The 21,713-nt window shown below is 69.3% G+C and carries 18 protein-coding genes and 1 riboswitch; of the genes, 13 read left to right on the forward strand and 5 right to left on the reverse strand.

The window, feature by feature from the left end; all coding sequences use genetic code 11:
- Positions 1-241 precede the first annotated feature (241 nt).
- The 10 genes from ADL25_RS06065 (at position 242) to ADL25_RS06110 (ending at position 10,510) form a co-directional block, all read left to right on the forward strand.
- A complete protein-coding gene (locus tag ADL25_RS06065; RefSeq protein WP_059126589.1) occupies positions 242-850 on the forward strand; it encodes a CDP-alcohol phosphatidyltransferase family protein in 609 nt (202 codons plus the stop codon).
- A gap of 113 nt (positions 851-963) precedes the next feature.
- The gene (locus ADL25_RS06070; protein ID WP_059126590.1) at positions 964-3,459 is read left to right on the forward strand and encodes a mannose-1-phosphate guanyltransferase; all 2,496 of its coding nucleotides are present in this window, start codon (positions 964-966) and stop codon (positions 3,457-3,459) included.
- A 170-nt stretch (positions 3,460-3,629) separates the two neighbouring features.
- On the forward strand, positions 3,630-4,466 hold the full coding sequence (locus ADL25_RS06075) for a DUF881 domain-containing protein (RefSeq protein WP_059126591.1): 837 nt from the start codon (positions 3,630-3,632) through the stop codon (positions 4,464-4,466).
- Entirely contained in the window at positions 4,463-4,795 is a 333-nt protein-coding gene (locus ADL25_RS06080) for a small basic family protein (protein ID WP_059126592.1), read from the forward strand. Before ADL25_RS06075 ends, ADL25_RS06080 begins: the two co-directional genes overlap by 4 nt.
- 6 nt (positions 4,796-4,801) lie before the next feature.
- Positions 4,802-5,668, forward strand: a complete 867-nt coding sequence (locus ADL25_RS06085) for a DUF881 domain-containing protein (RefSeq protein ID WP_059126593.1) — start codon at positions 4,802-4,804, stop codon at positions 5,666-5,668.
- A gap of 148 nt (positions 5,669-5,816) precedes the next feature.
- Positions 5,817-6,602 carry an FHA domain-containing protein gene (locus ADL25_RS06090; protein WP_079050207.1) on the forward strand — a complete coding sequence of 262 codons (786 nt, stop codon included), beginning with the start codon at positions 5,817-5,819 and terminating at the stop codon, positions 6,600-6,602.
- Between the two features lie 18 nt (positions 6,603-6,620).
- Positions 6,621-7,376, forward strand: coding sequence for a MerR family transcriptional regulator (locus ADL25_RS06095; RefSeq protein WP_059126595.1), 756 nt, complete (start codon positions 6,621-6,623; stop codon positions 7,374-7,376).
- A gap of 84 nt (positions 7,377-7,460) precedes the next feature.
- The gene (locus tag ADL25_RS06100; RefSeq protein WP_004002801.1) at positions 7,461-7,934 is read left to right on the forward strand and encodes a bifunctional nuclease family protein; all 474 of its coding nucleotides are present in this window, start codon (positions 7,461-7,463) and stop codon (positions 7,932-7,934) included.
- A gap of 490 nt (positions 7,935-8,424) precedes the next feature.
- A complete protein-coding gene (locus ADL25_RS06105) occupies positions 8,425-9,060 on the forward strand; it encodes a MerR family transcriptional regulator (RefSeq protein WP_079050208.1) in 636 nt (211 codons plus the stop codon).
- A 52-nt stretch (positions 9,061-9,112) separates the two neighbouring features.
- The gene (locus ADL25_RS06110; protein WP_059126597.1) at positions 9,113-10,510 is read left to right on the forward strand and encodes a DNA polymerase IV; all 1,398 of its coding nucleotides are present in this window, start codon (positions 9,113-9,115) and stop codon (positions 10,508-10,510) included.
- Positions 10,511-10,605: 95 nt separating this feature from the next.
- Here ADL25_RS06110 and ADL25_RS06115 read toward each other — a convergent pair whose 3' ends face one another.
- Positions 10,606-10,974: a PRC-barrel domain-containing protein gene (locus ADL25_RS06115; RefSeq protein WP_059126598.1), complete on the reverse strand. Its 369-nt coding sequence runs from the start codon at positions 10,972-10,974 to the stop codon at positions 10,606-10,608.
- Positions 10,975-11,088: 114 nt separating this feature from the next.
- A riboswitch (glycine riboswitch) is annotated at positions 11,089-11,184 on the forward strand.
- 177 nt (positions 11,185-11,361) lie between these two features.
- On the opposite strand from ADL25_RS06115, the gene gcvP reads away from it, so the two are divergent.
- Entirely contained in the window at positions 11,362-14,247 is a 2,886-nt protein-coding gene (gcvP, locus tag ADL25_RS06120) for an aminomethyl-transferring glycine dehydrogenase (protein WP_059126599.1), read from the forward strand.
- Positions 14,248-14,341: 94 nt separating this feature from the next.
- Here gcvP and ADL25_RS06125 read toward each other — a convergent pair whose 3' ends face one another.
- A complete protein-coding gene (locus tag ADL25_RS06125) occupies positions 14,342-14,545 on the reverse strand; it encodes a DUF5999 family protein (RefSeq protein WP_059126858.1) in 204 nt (67 codons plus the stop codon).
- 391 nt (positions 14,546-14,936) lie between these two features.
- On the reverse strand, positions 14,937-15,527 hold the full coding sequence (locus ADL25_RS06130) for a hypothetical protein (protein ID WP_059126600.1): 591 nt from the start codon (positions 15,525-15,527) through the stop codon (positions 14,937-14,939).
- 544 nt (positions 15,528-16,071) lie between these two features.
- Here ADL25_RS06130 and ADL25_RS06135 point away from each other — a divergent pair.
- On the forward strand, positions 16,072-17,589 hold the full coding sequence (locus ADL25_RS06135; protein WP_059126601.1) for a glutamate-cysteine ligase family protein: 1,518 nt from the start codon (positions 16,072-16,074) through the stop codon (positions 17,587-17,589).
- A gap of 403 nt (positions 17,590-17,992) precedes the next feature.
- Positions 17,993-18,793 carry a CPBP family intramembrane glutamic endopeptidase gene (locus ADL25_RS06140; protein ID WP_059126602.1) on the forward strand — a complete coding sequence of 267 codons (801 nt, stop codon included), beginning with the start codon at positions 17,993-17,995 and terminating at the stop codon, positions 18,791-18,793.
- 66 nt (positions 18,794-18,859) lie between these two features.
- On the opposite strand, the gene ADL25_RS06145 is transcribed toward ADL25_RS06140, so the two are convergent.
- Positions 18,860-19,669: a PhzF family phenazine biosynthesis protein gene (locus ADL25_RS06145; RefSeq protein ID WP_059126603.1), complete on the reverse strand. Its 810-nt coding sequence runs from the start codon at positions 19,667-19,669 to the stop codon at positions 18,860-18,862.
- A 176-nt stretch (positions 19,670-19,845) separates the two neighbouring features.
- A complete protein-coding gene (locus ADL25_RS06150) occupies positions 19,846-21,327 on the reverse strand; it encodes an aldehyde dehydrogenase family protein (protein ID WP_079050226.1) in 1,482 nt (493 codons plus the stop codon).
- Positions 21,328-21,713: the final 386 nt, after the last annotated feature.

Here is a 21,713-nt window from a genome sequence, read left to right on the forward strand (position 1 = left end):
CCTTTCAGCGCCGATGGTACTGCAGGGGGGACCCTGTGGGAGAGTAGGACACCGCCGAACAAATTGTGAGGGAAACCCCGTACCGTTGGTACGGGGTTTCCCGCATTTCCGGGCCCTTTTGGCGTCGGGTTCTGGGTTCACCGCGGTTTCCTCGGTTTCGCACCCCCTCCGCACCGCCCCGCGAACCCTGCGGGTAAGGTCGGGGGGCATCGTTGGCTCGTTTCCCGCAGGAGGCCCCCGGGTGGAGGTCCAGGAGACCCGTGTTCAGACGGACCGGGTCCTCACCATCCCGAACATCCTCAGCATGGCGCGCCTCGTCGGCGTGCCCATCTTCCTGTGGCTGATCCTGAGGCCGGAGTTCGGCGGGCCGAAGAGCGACGGCTGGGCGCTGCTCGTTCTCGTGCTGAGCGGCGTCAGCGACTATCTCGACGGCAAACTGGCCCGCCGCTGGAACCAGATCAGCAGCCTCGGCCGGCTGCTCGATCCAGCGGCCGACCGGCTCTACATCGCGTCCACTCTTGTAGGCCTCACCTGGCGGGAGATTCTGCCCCTGTGGTTGACCGCCGTCCTTGTCGCCCGTGAGCTGGTCCTGCTTGTGATGGTCGGTGTCCTCAGACGCCACGGCTATCCGCCGCCGCAGGTGAACTTCCTCGGGAAGGCAGCCACGTTCAACCTCATGTATGCGTTCCCGCTTCTGCTTCTCAGTGACGGAAGCGGATGGATCGCGTCACTCGCTGCCATTTTCGGATGGGCGTTCGCAGGGTGGGGTACAACCCTGTACTGGTGGGCAGGAGTCCTCTACGTGGTCCAGGTCCGCCGCCTTGTCAGGGCGGACGCCATGGTCGATTGAGCCCGCCGTTTGGCAGCCGTAGCGGCTCGATGGCCCGCGCGCGGAAACTGCGGGACAATCTAGACGGGTGAAGTCGGCTGGACCGTCGTCTCTTAGAGGAGGACGCTTCCGACATGAAGGCCGTCGTGATGGCCGGAGGCGAAGGCACGCGCCTTCGCCCGATGACCTCGAGCATGCCCAAGCCGCTCCTGCCGGTGGTGAACCGGCCGATTATGGAGCATGTGCTGCGGCTGCTCAAAAGGCATGGGCTCAACGAGACCGTTGTCACCGTGCAGTTCTTGGCCTCTCTGGTCAAGAACTACTTCGGAGACGGCGAAGAGCTCGGCATGGAGCTCACCTATGCCAACGAGGAGAAGCCACTCGGTACCGCCGGGAGCGTCAAGAACGCAGAGGAAGCACTGAAGGACGACGCGTTCCTTGTCATCTCCGGTGATGCCCTGACCGACTTCGACCTCACGGATCTGATCAGTTTCCACAAGGAAAAGGGTGCGCTGGTCACGGTCTGTCTGACCCGGGTCCCCAATCCGCTGGAATTCGGCATCACCATCGTCGACGACGAGGGAAAGGTCGAGCGCTTCCTGGAGAAGCCGACCTGGGGTCAGGTCTTCTCGGACACCGTGAACACCGGGATCTATGTGATGGAACCCGAGGTCTTCGACTACGTCGAACCTGATGTTCCGGTCGACTGGTCCGGAGATGTCTTCCCCCAGTTGATGAAGGAAGGCAAGCCGATCTACGGCTATGTCGCCGAGGGGTACTGGGAGGACGTCGGCACCCACGAGAGCTATGTGAAGGCTCAGGCCGATGTCCTGGAGGGCAAGGTCGACGTCGAGATCGACGGATTCGAACTCTCCCCTGGCGTATGGGTCGCCGAAGGCGCGGAGGTGCATCCGGATGCGGTCCTGCGCGGACCGCTCTACATCGGTGACTACGCCAAGGTCGAGGCCGGCTCGGAGATCCGCGAGCACACCGTCGTCGGTTCCAACGTCGTCGTGAAGAGCGGAGCCTTTCTGCACAAGGCCGTTGTCCACGACAACGTGTACATCGGCCAGCACAGCAATCTCCGGGGCTGTGTGGTCGGGAAGAACACCGACATCATGCGCGCGGCCCGGATCGAGGACGGCGCCGTCATCGGCGACGAATGTCTCATCGGCGAGGAATCGATCGTCCAGGGCAATGTGCGGGTCTACCCGTTCAAGACCATCGAGGCGGGCGCCTTCGTCAACACCTCGGTCATCTGGGAGTCCCGAGGGCAGGCGCATCTCTTCGGCGCCCGCGGTGTGTCCGGGATCCTGAACGTCGAGATCACCCCGGAGCTGGCCGTGCGACTCGCCGGCGCGTACGCCACCACGCTCAAGAAGGGGTCCACCGTCACCACCGCCCGGGACCACTCCCGGGGTGCGCGGGCCCTGAAGCGTGCGGTGATCTCGGCGCTCCAGGCGAGCGCCATCGACGTAAGGGACCTGGAGAACGTCCCGCTGCCCGTGGCGCGGCAGCAGACCGCGCGAGGCAGCGCCGGCGGCATCATGATCCGGACTTCCCCCGGTGTGCCGGACTCCGTCGACATCATGTTCTTCGACGGACAGGGCGCGGATCTGTCGCAGGGCGGTCAGCGGAAGCTGGACCGTGTGTTCGCGCGGCAGGAGTACCGGCGTGCCTTCCCCGGGGAGATCGGCGACCTGTACTTCCCGTCGAGCGTCTTCGACTCGTACACCGGATCGCTGCTGCGCAGCGTGGACACGTCGGGGATAGCCGAGTCGGGACTCAAGGTCGTCGTGGACGCCTCGAACGGCAGCGCGGGACTGGTTCTGCCGAGCCTGCTCGGCAAGCTCGGTGTGGACTCGCTGACGATCAACCCGGGTCTCGACGAGTCCCGCCCCACGGAGAGCGCCGACACGCGTCGTGCCGGGCTCGTGCGGCTGGGTGAGATCGTCGCATCGTCGCGAGCCGCTTTCGGTGTGCGGTTCGACCCGGTCGGCGAACGGTTGTCGCTCGTCGACGAGAAGGGGCGGATCGTCGAGGACGACCGTGCGCTGCTGGTGATGCTCGACCTGGTGGCCGCGGAGCGGCGCAGCGGGAAGGTGGCGCTGCCGGTGACGACGACCCGGATCGCCGAGCAGGTGGCGGCGTATCACGGGACGCAGGTCGAATGGACCACCACGTCGCCCGACGATCTCACGCGCGTCGGTGGCGAGGAGTCGACCATCTTCGGCGGCGACGGACGCGGTGGCTTCATCGTGCCGGAGTTCAGCAGCGTCTTCGACGGCACGGCGGCGTTCGTGCGGCTGATCGGGCTGGTGGCGAGGACACAGCTCACCCTCAGCCAGATCGACGCGCGGATTCCGCGGGCACACGTCCTCAAGCGTGATCTCGCGACGCCCTGGGCCGTCAAGGGCCTGGTCATGCGTCGTGTCGTGGAGGAGGCCGGGGAGCGGTTCGTGGACACGACCGACGGTGTGCGGGTCGTGGAGACCGACGGGCGGTGGGTGCTGGTGCTGCCCGACCCGGCCGAGGCCGTCACCCATCTGTGGGCCGAGGGCCCCGACGACGCCTCCGCGCAGGCCCTGCTCGACGAGTGGGCGGCGGTCGTGGACAGCGCCGGCCGATAAAGGAGCACGCGACACGCCCGCGTGCCGGACATGTACCCCCGAGGGGGTATGTCCGGCACGCGGGCGGGGCCATTCGGAGTATGCGCTCACGACATGCGACTATGTGCCCCATGCCGCAGCCGCCCCCCGTTCGGAGCACACCAGGGCGCTCCCCGCGTCCGGACGCTTCCATGTCGTTGCTCACCAACGTCATGGATCACAGCCTCGACGACGGATACGCCGAGGCTGCCGCCCGGAAGCACACCGAGGGTGAGGGCGGTCTGCCGAGGACGGTGCGTGCCAAGCTCGGCCTCGCGGCCGGTCTGGTGCTCGCCGGCCTTGTGGTGACCGTGGGCGCCGCACAGGCGCGGGTGGCCGCCCCGACGGTCGCGAAGGAGCGCCAGGAGCTCATCGACCGCATTCAGAGCGAGACCGCGGCCGCGGACAAGCTCGAGGGCACGGTGGACACGTTGCGCGACGACGTCAGCGCGCGGCAGAGGTCCGCCCTGGAGAGGGACGGCGGTTCGGACGCGGCCGATCTCGTCGGGGTCCTGTCGGGCGCGGTCGCCGTGCACGGTCCCGGCGTGAAGCTCGTGGTGAACGACGCCAAGGAGGCCACCTCGGGTGGCAACGGCGATCCCCGCGAGACCTCCGACTTCTCCGACACCGGCCGGGTCCGGGACCGCGACATGCAGCGGGTCGTCAACGGCCTGTGGGAGTCGGGCGCCGAAGCCATCTCCATCAACGGGCAGCGGCTGACGGCGCTGTCGGCGGTCCGGGCCGCGGGCGACGCGATACTGGTCGACAACAGGCCGCTGGTGCCGCCGTACACGGTGCTCGCGGTGGGGGACGGCGACCGGCTCAGCACCAGGTTCCAGAACAGCGCCGACGGGTTGTATCTGCACGCGCTGCAGGAGAACTACAGCATCAGGACCGGCATTTCAGCCGAGGGCGACGTCCGGCTGCCTGCCGCTCCGAGCGTGATCGTACGTACAGCACAGCCGACCACAGAGAAGGGCACATCGTGATCGCCGTACTGGGCCTCGTCGTCGGAGTCGTGGTCGGGTTGTTGGTCCGGCCGGAGATTCCGGCGGTCGTCGAGCCGTACCTGCCGATCGCCGTCGTGGCGGCACTCGACGCCGTGTTCGGTGGTCTGCGGGCCATGCTCGACGGGATCTTCGACGACAAGGTCTTCGTGGTGTCGTTCCTGTCGAACGTGGTGGTGGCGGCGCTGATCGTGTTCCTGGGCGACAAGTTGGGCGTAGGGGCCCAGCTGTCCACGGGTGTGGTGGTCGTCCTGGGCATCCGTATCTTCTCCAACGCCGCGGCGATCCGCCGGCATGTGTTCCGGGCGTGAGGAACGATGAACAACGAGGAAGAGACTCCCGAGACGCCGCGGGGCCCCGAGCACCGGTTGCGCAAGGAACTGCCCCAGGAGAGGCCGGCGGCCGCCGACGCGCCCGGGGCGGTGGAGGAGGCGGCGGAGCCGAAGGAACCCGAGGCGGGGCTCACCGGCCGTCAGCGCCTTGCCCAGGGACTGTGGCCGCCGCGCGTGTCGCGGGCCCAACTCATCGTCGCACTCCTGCTGTTCGGCCTGGGCTTCGGTCTGGCCGTCCAGGTCGCCTCCAACAGCGACAGCGGCAGCGCGCTGCGTGGCGCGCGCCAGGAGGATCTCGTACGCATCCTGGATGAACTCGACGACCGTACTCAGCGTCTTCAGGACGAGAAGCAGGGACTCGAGGACCAGCGGTCCGAGCTGGAGAACAGCTCGGACCGGGCCGAGGAGGCTCGCAAGCAGACCGCCGAGAAGGAGAAACAACTCGGCATCCTCGCGGGCACGGTGGCGGCACAGGGCCCCGGCATCACGATGACCATCCAGGACACGAAGGGAACGGTCCAGGCGGACATGCTGCTCGACGCGATCCAGGAACTGCGCGCGGCCGGCGCGGAGGCGATCCAGGTGAACGGGGTGAGGGTCGTCGCAAGCACCTACCTGTCGGACTCCGGGAAGAGTGTGAGCGTCGACGGGAACAAGATCACCCAGCCCTATCGTTTCCAGGTCATCGGCAAGCCCCAGGACCTCGAGCCCGCGCTCAACATCCCCGGAGGCGTGGTGCAGACACTGGAGAAGGAGCAGGCCACAGTCGCCGTGGAGCGTTCTACGAAGATCGTCGTGGATGCCTTGCGGGCGGCCGAGCAGCCTGACTACGCTCGATCGTCCTCCCAGTGAACCGGGGGTGCATGGAGGCCGTCGGGCAAGGGCATGAGGTTGCGGGGGGTCGGCGCACCGAATGGGGGGTGCGTGGTGGAAACTGTCTGGTGGATACGGACGTTGTGAGGATGTCCGGGTCGGTCGGTGTATGTAATCAGGGTTCGTCCTGCCCCACGGGCGGGTCTGTTTCGGTCAAGGGGAATCGCCCGTGAAGTTGTTTGCGAAGTTGTTCGGCAAGAGCACGCGAGAGGGCGGCGAGAACGCGACTGCCCGCCATCGTGCCCAGCCGGGAGAAGCAGAGGGGCACCGCCCCCTGTTCCGGGACCAGGTCGCTGGTCCGGGTGGTGGCATTTCGGGAGGTCAGGGCGCGGCGTCTGTTGACCCCGGTGCGTCCGGACCCATAGGTTTCGGGGACATGTCGGCCCTCGTGTGTACAAGGTGCGGTCACCGCAACGCGGACAACAGCCGCTTCTGCTCCAACTGCGGTGCGCCGCTGCGACCGGGTGCGGTCCCGGAGCGTGCGTCGGAGACGACCTCCACGATCTCGATCTCGGGTCTGGAGGCCTACGACGCGGAGGCCACCGGTCAGACGTCGGTGCCGACGCTGTCCCCCGAGGCGCAGGCGGCCGTCGACGCGCTGCCGGCCGGTTCGGCGCTGCTGGTAGTGCGCCGCGGTCCCAACTCGGGCAGCCGCTTCCTGCTGGACAGTGATCTGACCACGGCGGGGCGTCACCCCCAGAGCGACATCTTCCTGGATGATGTGACTGTCTCGCGCCGGCACGTGGAGTTCCGGCGCAGCCCGGACGGGTCGTTCACGGTGGCCGACGTCGGCAGCCTGAACGGTACGTACGTCAACCGTGAGCGCATCGACCAGGTCGCGCTCACCAACGGCGACGAGGTGCAGATCGGCAAGTACAGGCTGGTCTTCTACGCGAGTCCGCGGGGCATCTGACCCGCCAGGGAAGGGTCCATGCTTCACACACCGAGCGGCGGTGCCGACAACGGCACCGCCGCCACGGGCAACGGGCCGATGAGCATCGGCGCCGTGCTGAACGTGCTGCGCGAGGAATTCCCGGAAGTCACCATCTCCAAGATCCGCTTCCTGGAGTCCGAGGGGCTCATCGAGCCGCAGCGCACCCCTTCGGGATACCGCAAGTTCAGCAGGCGCGACGTCGAGCGGCTCGGTCATGTGCTGAGGATGCAACGGGACCACTATCTGCCGCTCAAGGTCATTCGCGAGCATCTGGACGCCCTGGAACGGGGCGAGGAGGTCCGTCTCCCGTCCCTGGGCCGTCCGCATGACCTGGGTGAGGGGGAGCCGCTCGGGGACCTCCTGGGCGAGACCGACACCGCCTCGGTCGCCAGGATCGCCCGTGACGAGCTGCTGACCGCCACCGGGATCAGCGTGGAGCAACTCGAGGAGTGGGAGTCGTACGGCCTGGTCGTACCGCTTCCGGAAGGTGTGTACGACGCGGAGAGCATCACGGTGGCCACTCTCGTGGCGGAACTGGGCCGCCATGGGATCGAGCCCCGTCACCTGCGGGTGATGAAGGCGGCGGCGGACCGTGAGGCGGGGCTCGTGGACCAGGTGGTGGCCCCGCTGCGACTCCACCGCAACCCCCAGACCAGGGCACATGCCGAGGCGCGCACCAAGGAGCTGGCCGGGCTGGCGGTGAAGCTGCACGCCGCTCTGATCCAGTCCGCGCTGGGTGTGCGGCTGCCCTGAGCCGGGCTGTTCGCCGTGGGCGGATCAATGGGCCGATCTGTGCCCGACTACCCAAACATCCCGGGCACGGCCTAGGGTTGCTGTGTGAACGAGCTCGATGTCGTAGGTGTCCGGGTCGAGATGCCCTCCAACCAGCCGATCGTGCTCCTGCGCGAAGTGGGAGGCGACCGCTACCTCCCCATCTGGATCGGCCCCGGGGAGGCGACGGCGATCGCGTTCGCCCAGCAGGGCATGGCCCCGGCGCGGCCGCTGACCCACGACCTGTTCAAGGACGTGCTGGAGGCCGTCGGCCAGGAGCTCACGGAGGTGCGCATCACGGATCTGCGTGAGGGCGTCTTCTATGCGGAGCTGGTCTTCGCCAGCGGTGTCGAGGTGAGTGCGCGCCCGTCCGACGCCATAGCGCTGGCGCTGCGCACCGGCACGCCGATCTACGGCAGTGACGGAGTGCTCGACGACGCGGGCATCGCGATCCCGGACGAGCAGGAGGACGAGGTCGAGAAGTTCCGCGAGTTCCTCGACCAGATCTCCCCCGAGGACTTCGGCACCAGCAGCCAGTGACGGTCTCCCCTCGTGAACGGGCCGGAGGGCGTGTGCCGGTCGGGGATCGTGTGATGTGAGTGCCTGGTGTGGCTAAGGCGATTCGTGCGTCCCATGTGGTGCCGGAGGTATGCCGTGGCCGTCGTGCTCAGTCGGGAGCCCTGATCCGGAAACGCCTGCCCAGAGCCGGCAGGACCGTGCAGGTGCCGTCGAGTCGCCGGAGTGCCGCGGAGAGGCGCCGGTCGGGAGGGCCGACGAGGATCGGCCGCCCCAAGATCGTCGAACGGGCGTGGCGGGGAGGCGCACGTGGGCGGGCATTGGAGCACATGCCGGGGGCTCGTGCCACATCTCGGAGGCCGCCGCCGAAGCATTCGGCTAGCCTTTCCCCGCGGAAGGGCGCGGGAAACCACTCCTGGGGTGATTATCACTCGGCGTGCCGAGTGTGGCGATCGTTGACGTGCCCTTGGTGACTGCCTACCGTCGAGAAGGCAGGTCAAGGACGGAGGTCGGCGTGAGAATCAGCGGCGGCGGTACGGCTGGGGGTGCCCCCGGACGGAGTCTGGGGGAGAGTGGCCCGCACCCGCTTCACGGCAGCGCGACCGGCTCCGCCCCTCAGCGGCCGACGGCCGTGCCGGGCGACGAGGGGGCGGCTTCCGAGCAGATGGGCTATCGAGGTCCGACGGCGTGCGCCGCCGCGGGCATCACCTACCGTCAACTGGACTACTGGGCCAGGACGGGGCTCGTCGAACCGAGCGTGCGACCCGCTTACGGATCGGGGACGCAGCGGCTCTACAGCTTCCGGGACGTGGTCGTCCTGAAGATCGTCAAGCGCTTCCTGGACACCGGTGTCTCCCTGCAGAACATCCGCACCACCGTGCAGCACCTCAGGGAGCGCGGTTTCCGCGACCTGGAGCGGATGACGCTGATGAGCGACGGCGCGACGGTGTACGAGTGCACGTCGCCGGACGAGGTCCACGCCCTGCTCCAGGGCGGTCAGGGCATCTTCGGAATCGCCGTCGGTGTGGTGTGGCGGGACGTGGAGAGCGCGCTCTCCCAGTTGCACGGCGAGCGCATCGACACGGGCGAGACCATCGTCGGCCACCACCCCGGGGACGAACTGGCACGGCGGCGCAACCGGGCCGTCTGAGCGGTGCCGGGACCCGGGCGAATTGTCAGTGGCGTAGGGCAGCATCGGAGATGTGAGAACCGCGCCCACGATCCTGCATCTCGACATGGATGCCTTCTACGCCTCGGCGGAGCAGGCATCCAAGCCGAGTCTGCGCGGCAAGGCGGTGATCGTGGGCGGGCTCGGTCCGCGCGGAGTGGTGGCCACGGCCTCGTACGAGGCGCGGGTCTTCGGAGTGCACTCGGCGATGCCGATGGCCCAGGCACGCCGCCTCGCGCCGCACGCCGCGTATCTGGTGCCGCGATTCGGCTTCTACCGGGAGATCAGCGAGCAGGTGATGGCGCTGCTGAGGGCGCTGTCGCCGCTGGTGGAGCCGTTGAGCCTGGACGAGGCGTTCGTGGATCTGGAGGCCGGGGGAGCGGCCTGGGACGAGGAGTCGGCTCGTCGCACGGGGATGAAGCTGCGCGCGGACATCCGTGACAGCACGGGCCTGACGGGCTCGGTGGGGCTCGCCGCCTCCAAGATGCTCGCGAAGATCGGCTCCGAGGAGGCCAAGCCGGACGGCCTGGTGCTGATCCGTCCGGGTACCGAGCGCGCGATGCTCGGCCCGATGCCGGTGCGCACGCTGCCGGGCGTCGGTCCCGCCACCGGGGACCATCTGCGCCGCGCCGGGATCACCACGGTCGAGGAGATCGCCGAGGCGGGCGAGGACGAACTCGTGCGGCTGCTGGGCAAGGCCCACGGGCACGCCCTGTACGCCATGGCTCTGGCTCAGGACGAACGGCCGGTGGTGGCCGAGCGGGAGACCAAATCGGTGTCGGTCGAGGACACCTACGACGTGGACATCCACGACCGGGTGCGCGTCGGGCTGGAGGTGCAGCGGCTCGCGGACCGGTGCGTCCGCAGGCTGCGGGAGGCGGGCCTGTCGGGTCGCACCATCGTGCTCAAGGTCCGCAGGTACGACTTCTCGACGCTGACCCGGTCCGAGACGCTGCGCGGACCCACGGACGATCCCGCGGTGGTGCGGGAGGCCGCCGGGCGGCTGCTGGAGTCCGTGGACACGACCGGCGGGGTGCGGCTGCTCGGCGTCGGGGTCAGCGGCCTCGCCGACTACACCCAGGAGGACCTGTTCGCCCAGGCCCACCTGGCCGCTGGGGACGCACGCAAGGAGCAGCACCCGGAAGTAGGGGAGGCGGCCGAGACGGCCGAGGAGGCGCCCGCTCAGGTCCCGGAGCACATCTGGCGCGCGGGTCAGGACGTCCGGCACGCCGAGTACGGTCACGGGTGGGTGCAGGGCAGTGGTCTCGGCCGGGTCACAGTGCGGTTCGAGACACCGCAGTCCGATCCGGGCCGCGTGCGTACGTTCCGCACCGACGACCCCCGTCTCGAGTCTGCGGATCCGCTGCCGCTGGTGCCCCGAAGACCCGAGCCCACGGAGCCGCGGACGGTGGCATCGGGGACCGTGGACTGACGACCACGGGACGGGCCGAAGCCGGCACAACCGCGATCGGAGCGGCCACGATTCGGGGCGGGCCGGTTGTCAGGGGCGCCGGGTGCGCATGACCTTCAGGTCTCGTCCGACCCCGCCAGATGCCCGAAATCGCGGTCCGGCGGTGGGGGAGAGGTCACATCGAGCCCGTAGTGGTGGTAGAGCTGCAGTTCCTGCTCGGGGGAGAGATGGCGTCCGACGCCGAAGTCGGGAGCGTCCTTGATCAGGGCCCGTTCGAAGGGGATCCACAGCGCGCCCTCCACGAGTTCGCTGGGTTCCAGGGGGACGAAGGCGTCCCTGCTGAACAGGCCCGTTCGTATGGCCGCCCACTCGGGCGCACCGGTCGCGTCGTCGAGATAGACCTCGTCGATCGTGCCGATCTTGTTTCCGTTGCGATCGAACGCCTTGCGGCCGATCAGACTCCGCGGATCGATTTCGGTCTTCACGGTCCCTCCAGCAGGTCGCAACGCATCCGTAAGCACTACGAAAGAGCACATTGGGGAAGGCGGCCACTCGAAGGTGCCTGTGTTGTCCCCGCTGGTAGTCTGGCTAGCGGCTGCTGACCCCGTGCGGGAGAGTCCTCCGGAGTGAACCGGAGGCGCCGAAGGAGCAAACCCTCCCCGGAATCTCTCAGGCACACGTACCGCACGGACGAGGTCACTCTGGAAAGCAGGGCGGGTGTCGACAGCTTCCGCTCTCACCGACGGTGAAAGCCGGTACGCCTTCGGGCGGACCGGTGAAGCTCTCAGGTTGAGATGACAGAGGGGGAGGCCGTCGGGGTACCCGTGCCGTGGTGCCCCTCGAAGGTCGCGTCAGACCAGGAGGCCTCCGCAATGACCGCCCACCGCATTCCCCTCGCCGAACTCGAACGAGGGACGCCCTTCGAGCAGCGCCACATCGGTCCCGACCTCGAGGCCCGCGCGAAGATGCTCGCGCAGGTCGGCTACGGCTCGCTCGACGAGCTCACGTCCGCAGCGGTCCCGGATGTGATCAAGAACACGGACGCCCTGGATCTGCCGTGTGCGCGCACCGAGCGCGAGGTGCTGGCCGAGCTGCGCTCGCTCGCCGATCGCAACCAGGTCCTCGACTCCATGATCGGCCTCGGCTACTACGGGACCTTCACGCCGCCGGTGATCCTGCGGAACGTGATGGAGAACCCGGCCTGGTACACCGCGTACACGCCCTACCAGCCGGAGATCTCCCAGGGCCGCCTCGAGGCCCTGCTGAACTTCCAGACCATGGTGGCCGACCTCACCGGACTGCCGACCTCCGGCGCCTCCCTCCTCGACGAGGGCACGGCCGCCGCCGAGGCGATGGCGCTGTCCCGCCGCATGGGCCGGAACAAGAAGGGCCTCTTCCTGATCGACGCGGACGCCCTTCCGCAGACGATCGCCGTGATCCAGACCCGTGCCGAGCCGACCGGCGTGGAGGTCGTCGTCGCCGACCTCGGCGAGGGCATCCCGGCCGAGATCGCGGAGCGCGAGATCAACGGCGTACTGATCCAGTACCCGGGCGCCTCCGGTGCCGTGCGCGACATAAGGCCGGTCGTCGAGCAGGCACACGAGCTGGGCGCGGTCGTCACCGTCGCGGCCGATCTGCTGGCGCTGACCCTGCTCACCTCGCCCGGTGAGCTGGGTGCGGACATCGCCGTGGGCACCACCCAGCGCTTCGGTGTGCCGATGGGCTTCGGCGGACCGCACGCCGGATACATGGCGGTGCGCGAGAAGTTCGCCCGCAGCCTGCCCGGCCGGCTCGTGGGCGTCTCCGTGGACGCCGACGGCCACAAGGCCTACCGGCTCGCCCTGCAGACCCGTGAGCAGCACATCCGTCGCGAGAAGGCGACGAGCAACATCTGCACCGCGCAGGTGCTGCTCGCCGTGATGGCCGGTATGTACGCCGTTTACCACGGGCCCGAGGGTCTGCGGACCATCGCGCGGCGCACCCACCGGTATGCGGCGATACTCGCCGCGGGTCTCACCGCCGGCGGGGTGGAGGTCGTCCACGGCGCCTACTTCGACACCTTGACCGTGCGGGTGCCCGGCCGCGCCGACGCGGTCGTCGCCACCGCACGCGAGCGCGGGGTGAACCTGCGCCTCGTCGACGCCGACCATGTGTCGGTCGCCTGCGACGAGACGACCGGACGGGCCCAGCTGGCCGCGGTGTGGACCGCGTGCGGGGTCGAGGGCGACATCGAGGCGCTGGACGCGAACACCGAGGACGCGCTTTCCGAGGGCCTGCTGCGCAGCGACGACTACCTCACCCACCCGGTCTTCCACCAGCACCGCTCCGAGACGGCGATGCTGCGCTATCTGCGCCGGCTGGCGGACCGGGACTACGCGCTCGACCGGGGCATGATCCCGCTGGGCTCCTGCACCATGAAGCTCAACGCGACCACGGAGATGGAGCCGGTCACCTGGCCCGAGTTCGGTCAGCTCCACCCGTTCGCGCCCGCCGAGCAGGCGCAGGGCTACCTCACGCTCATCCGTGAGCTGGAGGAGCGGCTCGCCGAGGTCACGGGCTACGACAAGGTCTCCCTGCAGCCCAACGCCGGTTCGCAGGGCGAGCTGGCCGGTCTGCTCGCCGTACGCGGCTACCACCGCGCCAACGGCGACCACCAGCGCACCGTCTGCCTCATCCCGTCCTCCGCGCACGGCACCAACGCCGCCAGCGCGGTGATGGCCGGCATGAAGGTGGTCGTGGTGAAGACGGCCGACGACGGCGAGGTCGACATCGAGGACCTGCGGGCCAAGATCGAGCAGTACCGCGACGAACTGTCCGTACTGATGATCACGTACCCGTCCACCCACGGTGTGTTCGAGGAGCACGTCGCCGACATCTGCGCGGCCGTGCACGAGGCCGGTGGCCAGGTGTACGTCGACGGCGCCAACCTCAACGCCCTGGTGGGCCTGGCCAAGCCCGGCCACTTCGGCGGCGACGTCTCGCACCTGAACCTGCACAAGACGTTCTGCATCCCGCACGGCGGCGGCGGTCCGGGTGTCGGCCCGGTCGGTGTGCGCGCGCACCTGGCGCCGCACCTGCCGAACCACCCGCTGCAGCCGGCGGCCGGTCCGGAGACGGGTGTCGGCCCGATCTCGGCCGCTCCGTGGGGATCCGCGGGCATCCTGCCGATCTCGTGGGCGTACGTCCGCCTCATGGGCGGCGAGGGTCTCAAGAGCGCCACACAGGTGGCCGTGCTGTCCGCCAACTACATCGCCAAGCGCCTCGAGCCGCACTACCCCGTGCTCTACACCGGTCCCGGCGGCCTGGTGGCGCACGAGTGCATCATCGACCTGCGCCCGCTGACCAAGGCGACCGGGGTGAGCGTCGACGACGTCGCCAAGCGGCTGATCGACTACGGCTTCCACGCGCCGACGATGTCGTTCCCGGTGGCCGGCACGCTGATGATCGAGCCGACCGAGTCCGAGGACCTCACCGAGATCGACCGGTTCTGCGACGCGATGATCGCCATTCGTGCCGAGATCGAGAAGGTCGGCTCGGGCGAGTGGCCCGCCGAGGACAACCCGCTGCGGAACGCCCCGCACACCGCCGCCGCACTCGGCGGCACGTGGGAGCACCCGTACACACTCGAGGAGGCCGTGTTCCCGGCCGGAGTCTCGGCTGCGGACAAGTACTGGCCGCCGGTGCGCCGCATCGACCAGGCCTTCGGTGACCGGAACCTGGTCTGCTCCTGCCCGCCGCTGGACGCCTACGAGGAGTAATCAGCCTTCGGCATGCGTCGGGGCCGGTTCGGAGCGTATGTCTCCGGGCTGGCCCCCTTGTATGTCAGGGCAGCGACTGCCCCTTGTGCGCCGCTCAGGCGGCGGTCATCACCTCGGTGCCCATGGGGCGGTGCGGGGCGATGATCTGACCGTCGGGCAGAAGCTCACCGGTGTCCTCGAAGAGCAGAACGCCGTTGCAGAGCAGGCTCCATCCCTGCTCCGGGTGGTGCGCCACGAGACGGGCGGATTCCCGGTCGGCGGATTCGGCTGTCGGGCACGGTGGCTGGTGCTGGCACATGGTGGATGGGATCTTTCGCTCTGTCGTGATGTCCGAGATGGCTGTCGTGTCTGTCCTGCGGCTCTTCCGGTCGTTCATGGCCGCCCCCCCGTCGCTGATGCTTCGGTCTGGAACCCAGTGTTGCCCCACGGGCGTCGATCCGCAGGGATTTCGCAGCACCGCTCCTCACAGGTTCATGACGCATCACCCTGGCGGACGGTTCATCCCGATTCGGCGGTCACTTCGGGTGGTTCGCGATGGCCGCAAGGGGCTAGTCCCTCTGGTCCGATCAGCGCTCTGTCCCTCGTACGAGCGTGAGGTGGCACGAACGAGCGACTCCGCCCGTCCTCGGCGCGGGACGCACCGTGCCCCGCGGCCGTTTCCGGCGGCGGGGCACGGTGGGGAGCGGTGGCTATGCGGGAGTCGGCGAGCCGAGCAGCGGAGCGCGGGTGATGCGGTGCGTGAGTACCGGCAGCAGGTCGGCGACGGTGTGCGGGAGGTGGGAAGCGATCCCGGGCGGCGCGGGCGCGAGCGGCACAAGAAGGTCGGTCGCTGCCGGCGAACCGGTCGCCCCGTCGGCGGTGCAGTCCCCGTGCAGCCAGAGCGTGAGCATGTACAGCTCCGGCACGGACAGCAGCCGTGCCTGGTAGGGCTGTGCCAGGGCCTCCGCCTGCCGCAGGGCACGCTCGGTGGAGGTGACGTACGGGCCCTCGAAGAAGTGCGAGAACGCCCAGCCGTCCGGAGTCAGCATGGTCTCGGCTGCGGCCACGGCGCGATCGCCACTGCGGATGAGGAAGCGCCATCCGGCCAGACGGGTGACGGGGGCACCCGCCGGGGTGATCCGGTCCAGCACATGGACCGGCAGCGGGAGTTCGGGTGTCGCGGGGCCCTGGGCGCTGCGCAGGGAGGGGGTGGGGGCCTCGCGGACCGCGGTGGGGGAACCGAGTGCCGTGAGGACGGAGCGGAGGGCGGGCGCGGGAGCCAGGGGGACATGCAGCAGCATCGTGGGTCGCCTCTCATTCGGCAGGCACGGTGACGCGAAGGCGTGGGTGGGGCGGGCGGACAGCGCTGTCAGCTCTCGGGGTCGCAGGGGCGGGGGAATTGTGCCCGGACGAATGGCGGCGCTTTGACGCCAGGGTTCAGGGGCCGCCAGTGCCAACTCTCTACCCCGTGCGGAAAGTTTATACGACTCGTGTTCATGCAGTGTTTCGTCTAGTCGTTCCGCAAACGACCGGCAAGGAGATATCCGGTCAATGAAAGGCGGGAATCGTCCCGATGTCCGACGGGTGCCGAGGCTCCGACCTCGGAATACTCGTCCGTAGCGGACGGCCGGTTCTCGTCGGCGTTTTTCACCACATGCCTTCGCAGTGAAACTGCGTCTTGCCCCATGCCTCGTGAATGTGCCGCAAGCCGCCGACTCCCAGCCTAGCGTGCGACAGTGCCGCTCGGGGACGTTATCGATCGCGTTGCCGGGGCATCATCCACCGAGACCCGATGGACAGCAGCGGCCGAATCGTCGGCCTACCCGTCTCAGGAGGGACGCTTCGATGGGAGAGAAGGTCGTGGCGGGGCCGTTCGACCTGTCCGATCGGCAGCGCCACCGCGGCAAGCTCAAGCAGTGTCTCGCGGGGCTGGCGCGACTGCTGGAGGAGAAGCGGTTCGATCGACCCAAGAACCTGATGGGCCTGGAGATCGAACTGAATCTCATCGGATCCGACGGCATGCCGAGAATGTTGAATGCCCAGGTCCTCGAAAGGATTGCGAGCCGCGATTTCCAAACAGAACTCGCCATGTTCAACCTGGAAGTCAACATAGCTCCACACCGACTGGGCGGCAGTGTATTCGATCGGCTCGTCGAGGAGCTGCGCACTTCTCTCGCATATGCCGACCGCAAGGCGCACGAGGTCGATGCGGGAATCGTGATGATCGGTATTCTGCCCACGCTCGACCGTGACGACCTGGTCTCGTCCAACCTTTCCGCGGTCGACCGCTACACCCTGCTCAACGACCAGATCGTGGCCGCGCGCGGCGAGGACTTCAGGCTCGACATCGAAGGGGTCGAGCGGCTGGAGTGCACCTCGGGCTCGATCGCGCCCGAAGCCGCCTGCACATCGGTCCAGCTGCATCTGCAGGTCACCCCGGGGCGGTTCGCGGACGTCTGGAACGCCGCCCAGGCCGTCGCGGCGGTCCAGGTGGCGCTGGGCGCCAACTCGCCGTTCCTGTTCGGGCGTGAGCTGTGGCGCGAGTCCCGGCCGCCGTTGTTCCAGCAGTCCACCGACACCCGGCCGCCCGAACTGCAGGCGCAGGGAGTGCGACCGCGTACGTGGTTCGGGGAGCGCTGGATCACCTCGGCGTACGAGTTGTTCGAGGAGAACCTGCGCTATTTCCCGGCGCTCCTGCCGATCTGCGACGACGAGGACCCACTGCGCGTCCTCGACGACGGCGGTACGCCCACGCTCGCCGAACTCGTCCTGCACAACGGCACCGTGTACCGCTGGAACCGGCCCGTGTACGGCATCGCCGACGGAGTTCCGCATCTGCGGGTCGAGAACCGGGTGCTGCCCGCCGGGCCCACCGTCATCGACGTCATCGCGAACACGGCCTTCTACTACGGTGTCGTCCGCGCCCTGGCCGAGGAGCCGCGACCGGTGTGGACACGGCTGCCGTTCGAGGCCGCCGCCGCCAACTTCGACACGGCGTGCCGGTACGGCATCGAGGCGCGCCTTCAGTGGCCCCGGCGTGGGCGCCACGGCGGGATCACAGAGGTGGACGCCGTGGACCTCGTACGCGACGAGTTGCTGCCGCTCGCCCATGCGGGGCTGGACGCGTGGGGCGTCGAGCCCGCGGACCGGGACCTCTACCTCGGGGTGATCGAGCAACGGTGCCGGCTGCGGGCCAACGGCGCGAGCTGGCAGGCCGCGACCTTCCATCGGGCCCTCGAACAGGGGCTCGACCGGCAGGCCGCACTGGCCGCGACGACGAGGCGGTATCGCGCGCTGATGCATGTCGGTGAGCCGGTGCACACCTGGCCCGTAGGGTTGCCGGAACCGGTGCCGCTGGGGTGAGCGAACCGTCGGCCGATGCGGGCGGGCCCGCCTCGCCGGCGTTCCGACGGCAGCCGTGCGGATCGGTGGTGGGACATCGCCGCGGTGTTCCCGGGCCGCCGCTCAAGGGACCGTCCGCGGCGCGAACCTTGCCCGCCGCTCCGGGCACCGCAGTGCCGCCGGGGCACCGTGTTCGCGTGCGCGGACGACGCGGAGCGACCCACGGACAGGCGGTATCCCGGGACGCGGGCCCGTGCTGAGTCCGGGCACCGCCGCGCCCGTATGGCAGAGCGAAGGATGGCGGACGCCGCGTTCGGCGTCCGTTCGCGCTCGACGCCCCCTCGCGCATGATCTTCACAGCTACCCGAGAGACCCTTGCCGGGTGAAGATGGGGCGAGGCGGGATCGCTCGACGGGAGGCGGGAGTGCAGGTGGAGGCAGGGGCAGTGGCCGATACTTCAAAGGTGGAGCGGCCGACGCGACGGATTCTCCGCGACGAGACGCTGCTGGTTCTCGCGCTCTCGCTGGGCGCGAGCGGGGTCTCCGCGCTGATCAGCTTTGTGGGATCGGTCACCAAACCGGGAGGGCTCAAGGAGCAGGCGGCCACTCTCAACGCCTCGGCGGCGCCGGGACGCCCATGGCTCGACCTGGCCTGGCAGCTGTTCGGGATCGCGACCGCGCTGGTGCCGGTCGTGCTCGTCGCCCACTTCCTGATGCGTGAGGGCGCCTCGCTGCGCACACTCGGCTTCGACCGGGCCCGTCCCTGGCCCGACCTGGGGAGAGGAGCGGCGATCGCGGCCGTGATCGGCTCCGCGGGTATCGCCTTCTATCTGGCGGCCCGCGGTTTCGGAGCCAATCTCACGGTGGTGCCGGAGGCGCTGCCGGACGTCTGGTGGAAGTACCCCGTGCTGGTGCTGTCGGCGGTGCAGAACGCGGTCCTCGAGGAGGTCATCGTCGTCGGCTACCTGCTGCGCCGGCTCGGGCAGTTGGGCTGGACGCCCGGCACGGCGCTCGTGGCCGGCTCGGTGCTGCGCGGCTCCTACCACCTCTACCAGGGGATCGGCGGGTTCTTCGGCAACCTGGTGATGGGTGTGGTCTTCGTCTTCCTGTACCGCCGCTGGGGCAGGGTCGGCCCTCTGGTCGTGGCCCACTCGCTGCTCGACATCGGGGCGTTCGTGGGATACGCGCTGCTCGCCGGCAAGGCGGGGTGGTTGCCGACGGCCTAGTGCCCGCAAGGGCGAGGGCAGGGGTGCGCAGGGCCGCCGTGACCGCCCCGCACCCCTGTCCCGCCGTCACACGAGCAGTTCGCCCTCGATGACGGTGACCGCGTGGCCGGTGAGCAGGGTCCGGTCGCCGCGCAGTCCGGTGCGGACGCGGCCGGAGCGCGGTGACGCCTGCAGTCCGGTGAGGTCCGGCCGGCCGAGGCGTTCGGACCAGAAGGGCGCCAGGGCGGTGTGTGCGCTGCCCGTCACCGGGTCCTCGTCGATGCCGACGTCGGGGAAGAAGCAGCGCGATACGAAGTCGTACCCACGGCCGGGATCCTCGGCGGCGGCGGTGGCGATGATTCCGCGCGCCGAGCGTCCGCGCAGCGCCCTGTGGTCGGGGGCGAGGTCCAGGACCGTCTTCTCGTCGGCGAGTTCGACGAGCAGGTCGCCGACGTTCTGACCGGTGTCGAAGGCTGTGAGGGGTTGCGCGCCGAGGGCCTCGGCGATGCCCTCCGGGACGTCGGCCCGGGTCAGCGGCGCGGTGGGGAAGTCCAGGGTGAGGGAGCCGTCCTCGTGCGGCGTGGCGATCAGCACGCCGCTGCGGGTGGCGAAGCGTACGGGGCCCTCGTGGGTGCCCGTGGTGCGCAGCACGTGGGCGGTGGCCAGGGTGGCGTGGCCGCACAGGGCGACCTCGGTGGCGGGCGTGAACCAGCGCAGGGCCCAGTCGGCCTCGCCGCCTTCCGGCAGGCGGTGGGCGAACGCGGTCTCCGCGTGGTTGACCTCGCGGGCCACGTTCTGGAGCCATGCGTCGTCCGGGAAGGAGTCGAGGAGCAGGACCCCCGCCGGGTTTCCGGCGAACGGGCGGTCGGTGAAGGCGTCGACGATTCGAATCCGCATGATCCGACGCTAGGTGCCCTGCGGTGGCGCGTGCCAAGGCCAATCCGGGGTGTCTGGCCCGTCTTCGCGTCGTCGACCGTGTGTCCGGGTGCGGATGCCGGTTGCCGCGGGCCGGCCGCCCGGAATTTTCGCGGACGCCCACCGGATGTCGTGTGCCGCGCCCGGTGGGGGTGAGGTCACTCGGCGTCGGGGTGGCGCGGCGGCTGGGGGCCTTCGATGGTGATCCACTGGAGTTCGGTGAACTCCTGAAGGCCGACGCGTCCGCCGGGTCTGCCGTAGCCGCTGTTCCTGGCGCCGCCGAAGGGCATCGGGGGCTCGGCGCCGAGGGTGGTGCCGTAGATGTGGCACCTGCCGGCGTTGATGCGCTGGGCGAGATCGATGGCGAGAGGGATGTTCCGGGTGAAGACGGCCGAGGCGAGCCAGTAGTCGTTGTCGTTGGCCACGCGCAGGGCTTCCTCGGGTCCGTCGACGGTGATGACGGTGACCAGGGGGCCGAAGGATTCCTCGCGGTAGATGCGCATGTCCTGGGTGACGCCGGTCAACACGGTGGGCGCGAAGCACGGGCCGTCGGGTGTTCCGCCGGCCAGGAGCCGTGCGCCTGCCGCGACGGCCTCCCGCACGAGATCCGACAGCCGCGAGATGGTGTCCGATCCGACGACGGGACCGAGCACGGCGTGCGGGTCGAGGGGGTCACCGAAAGGGACCGTGGTGGCGAGGAGGGCCAGGCGCCGGTTGAATTCGTCGGCGACGGCCCGGTCGACGATGATGCGTTCGGTCGAAAGGCAGCCCTGGCCGGAGTGGGTGAACGCGCCGAAGGCCGACGCGCTGACGGCCTGGTCCAGGTCGGCGTCGGCGAGAACCAGCACGGGTGCCTTGCCGCCGAGTTCGAGGATCGCCTTCTTCAGGTGCGCGGCGGTTCTCTCGGCGATGATCCGGCCCACCAGGGTGGAACCGGTGAAGTGCACCCGCCGTACGGCGGGATGGGCGATCAGCGCGTCCACCACTTCGGGGGCGTTCTCGGGTGCGTTGGTGACGAGGTTGTAGACCCCGGCGGGCAGTCCGGCCTCTGTGAGGCATTCGGCGATCAGGCCGTGGGTCCGGGGGGTCTGCTCCGAGGCCTTCATCACCACGGTGTTGCCGACGGCCAGTGCGTTGGGCACGGAGTTGCCGACGAGCAGCGCGGGGGCGTTCCACGGGATGACGCAGGCGACCACGCCGACCGGCTTTCGGATTGCGACGGAGGTGCGGCCCGGGGTTTCGGAGGGGATGACCTCCCCGGTGAGGGCCTCGTGGACCGCGCTCGCCGCATGGCGGAACCTCTCGGCGAGAACCGAGGCGTTGTGCCGGCCCCAGCCGGCGGGGCCGCCCGTCTCGGTGGTGATCGCCGCGGCCATCTCGTCGGCTCGTGCCTCGAGTCTCTCGCCCACCGTCCACAGGACACGCCGGCGCTCGTTGGCCGCCAGCGCAGCCCAGGTGGGGAAGGCGCGTTCGGCCGCTTCGACGGCGCGGACGACGTCCGCGGGGACGGCTGCGGCGGCGCGGGAGGCGACCTCGCCCGTGAACGGGTCGTGTGCCGCGTAGGTGTGTGCGTCGGCGGCCTGTTGCCAGGTGCCGTCGATCAGCAGTCGCTGGACAGTGTTTTCGCTGCTCAGGGTCACGGTCATTCTCCTGCCGTGAGGACGTCGTGCCTCGCGCGGACCCGGACGCCTGACGCGGTGGTGCGGAGTCGGGTCGAGGGGCGACGACGGCCGGGCGAGCATCCTGGATGCGGAGCCGCGTGGTGACGCGGCGAGCCGTGATGACGCGCGGCGTCCAGGTCGGCGCCGTACGCGTCGGCGATGTGTCGACGTTCCGGGGGGCTCGCGCCGCGATGGCGACGGGGCCGGTTGTCGTCCTCGGGGCTGAACGGTGGTCCGCCTCCACAAGCCCCCGGCCGGCATCACTGAATGCCCTTTTGTCCACTCTTGTTCTGGAACATCGGCAAAATCAGCGATACGCCGCGATCGTATCGCCGTTTCTCGGCTGTGGACAGGTTCCCCGTCCC

The organism is Streptomyces sp. NRRL F-5122 (assembly GCF_001507435.1).
GTDB lineage: Bacteria > Actinomycetota > Actinomycetes > Streptomycetales > Streptomycetaceae > Streptomyces > Streptomyces lannensis.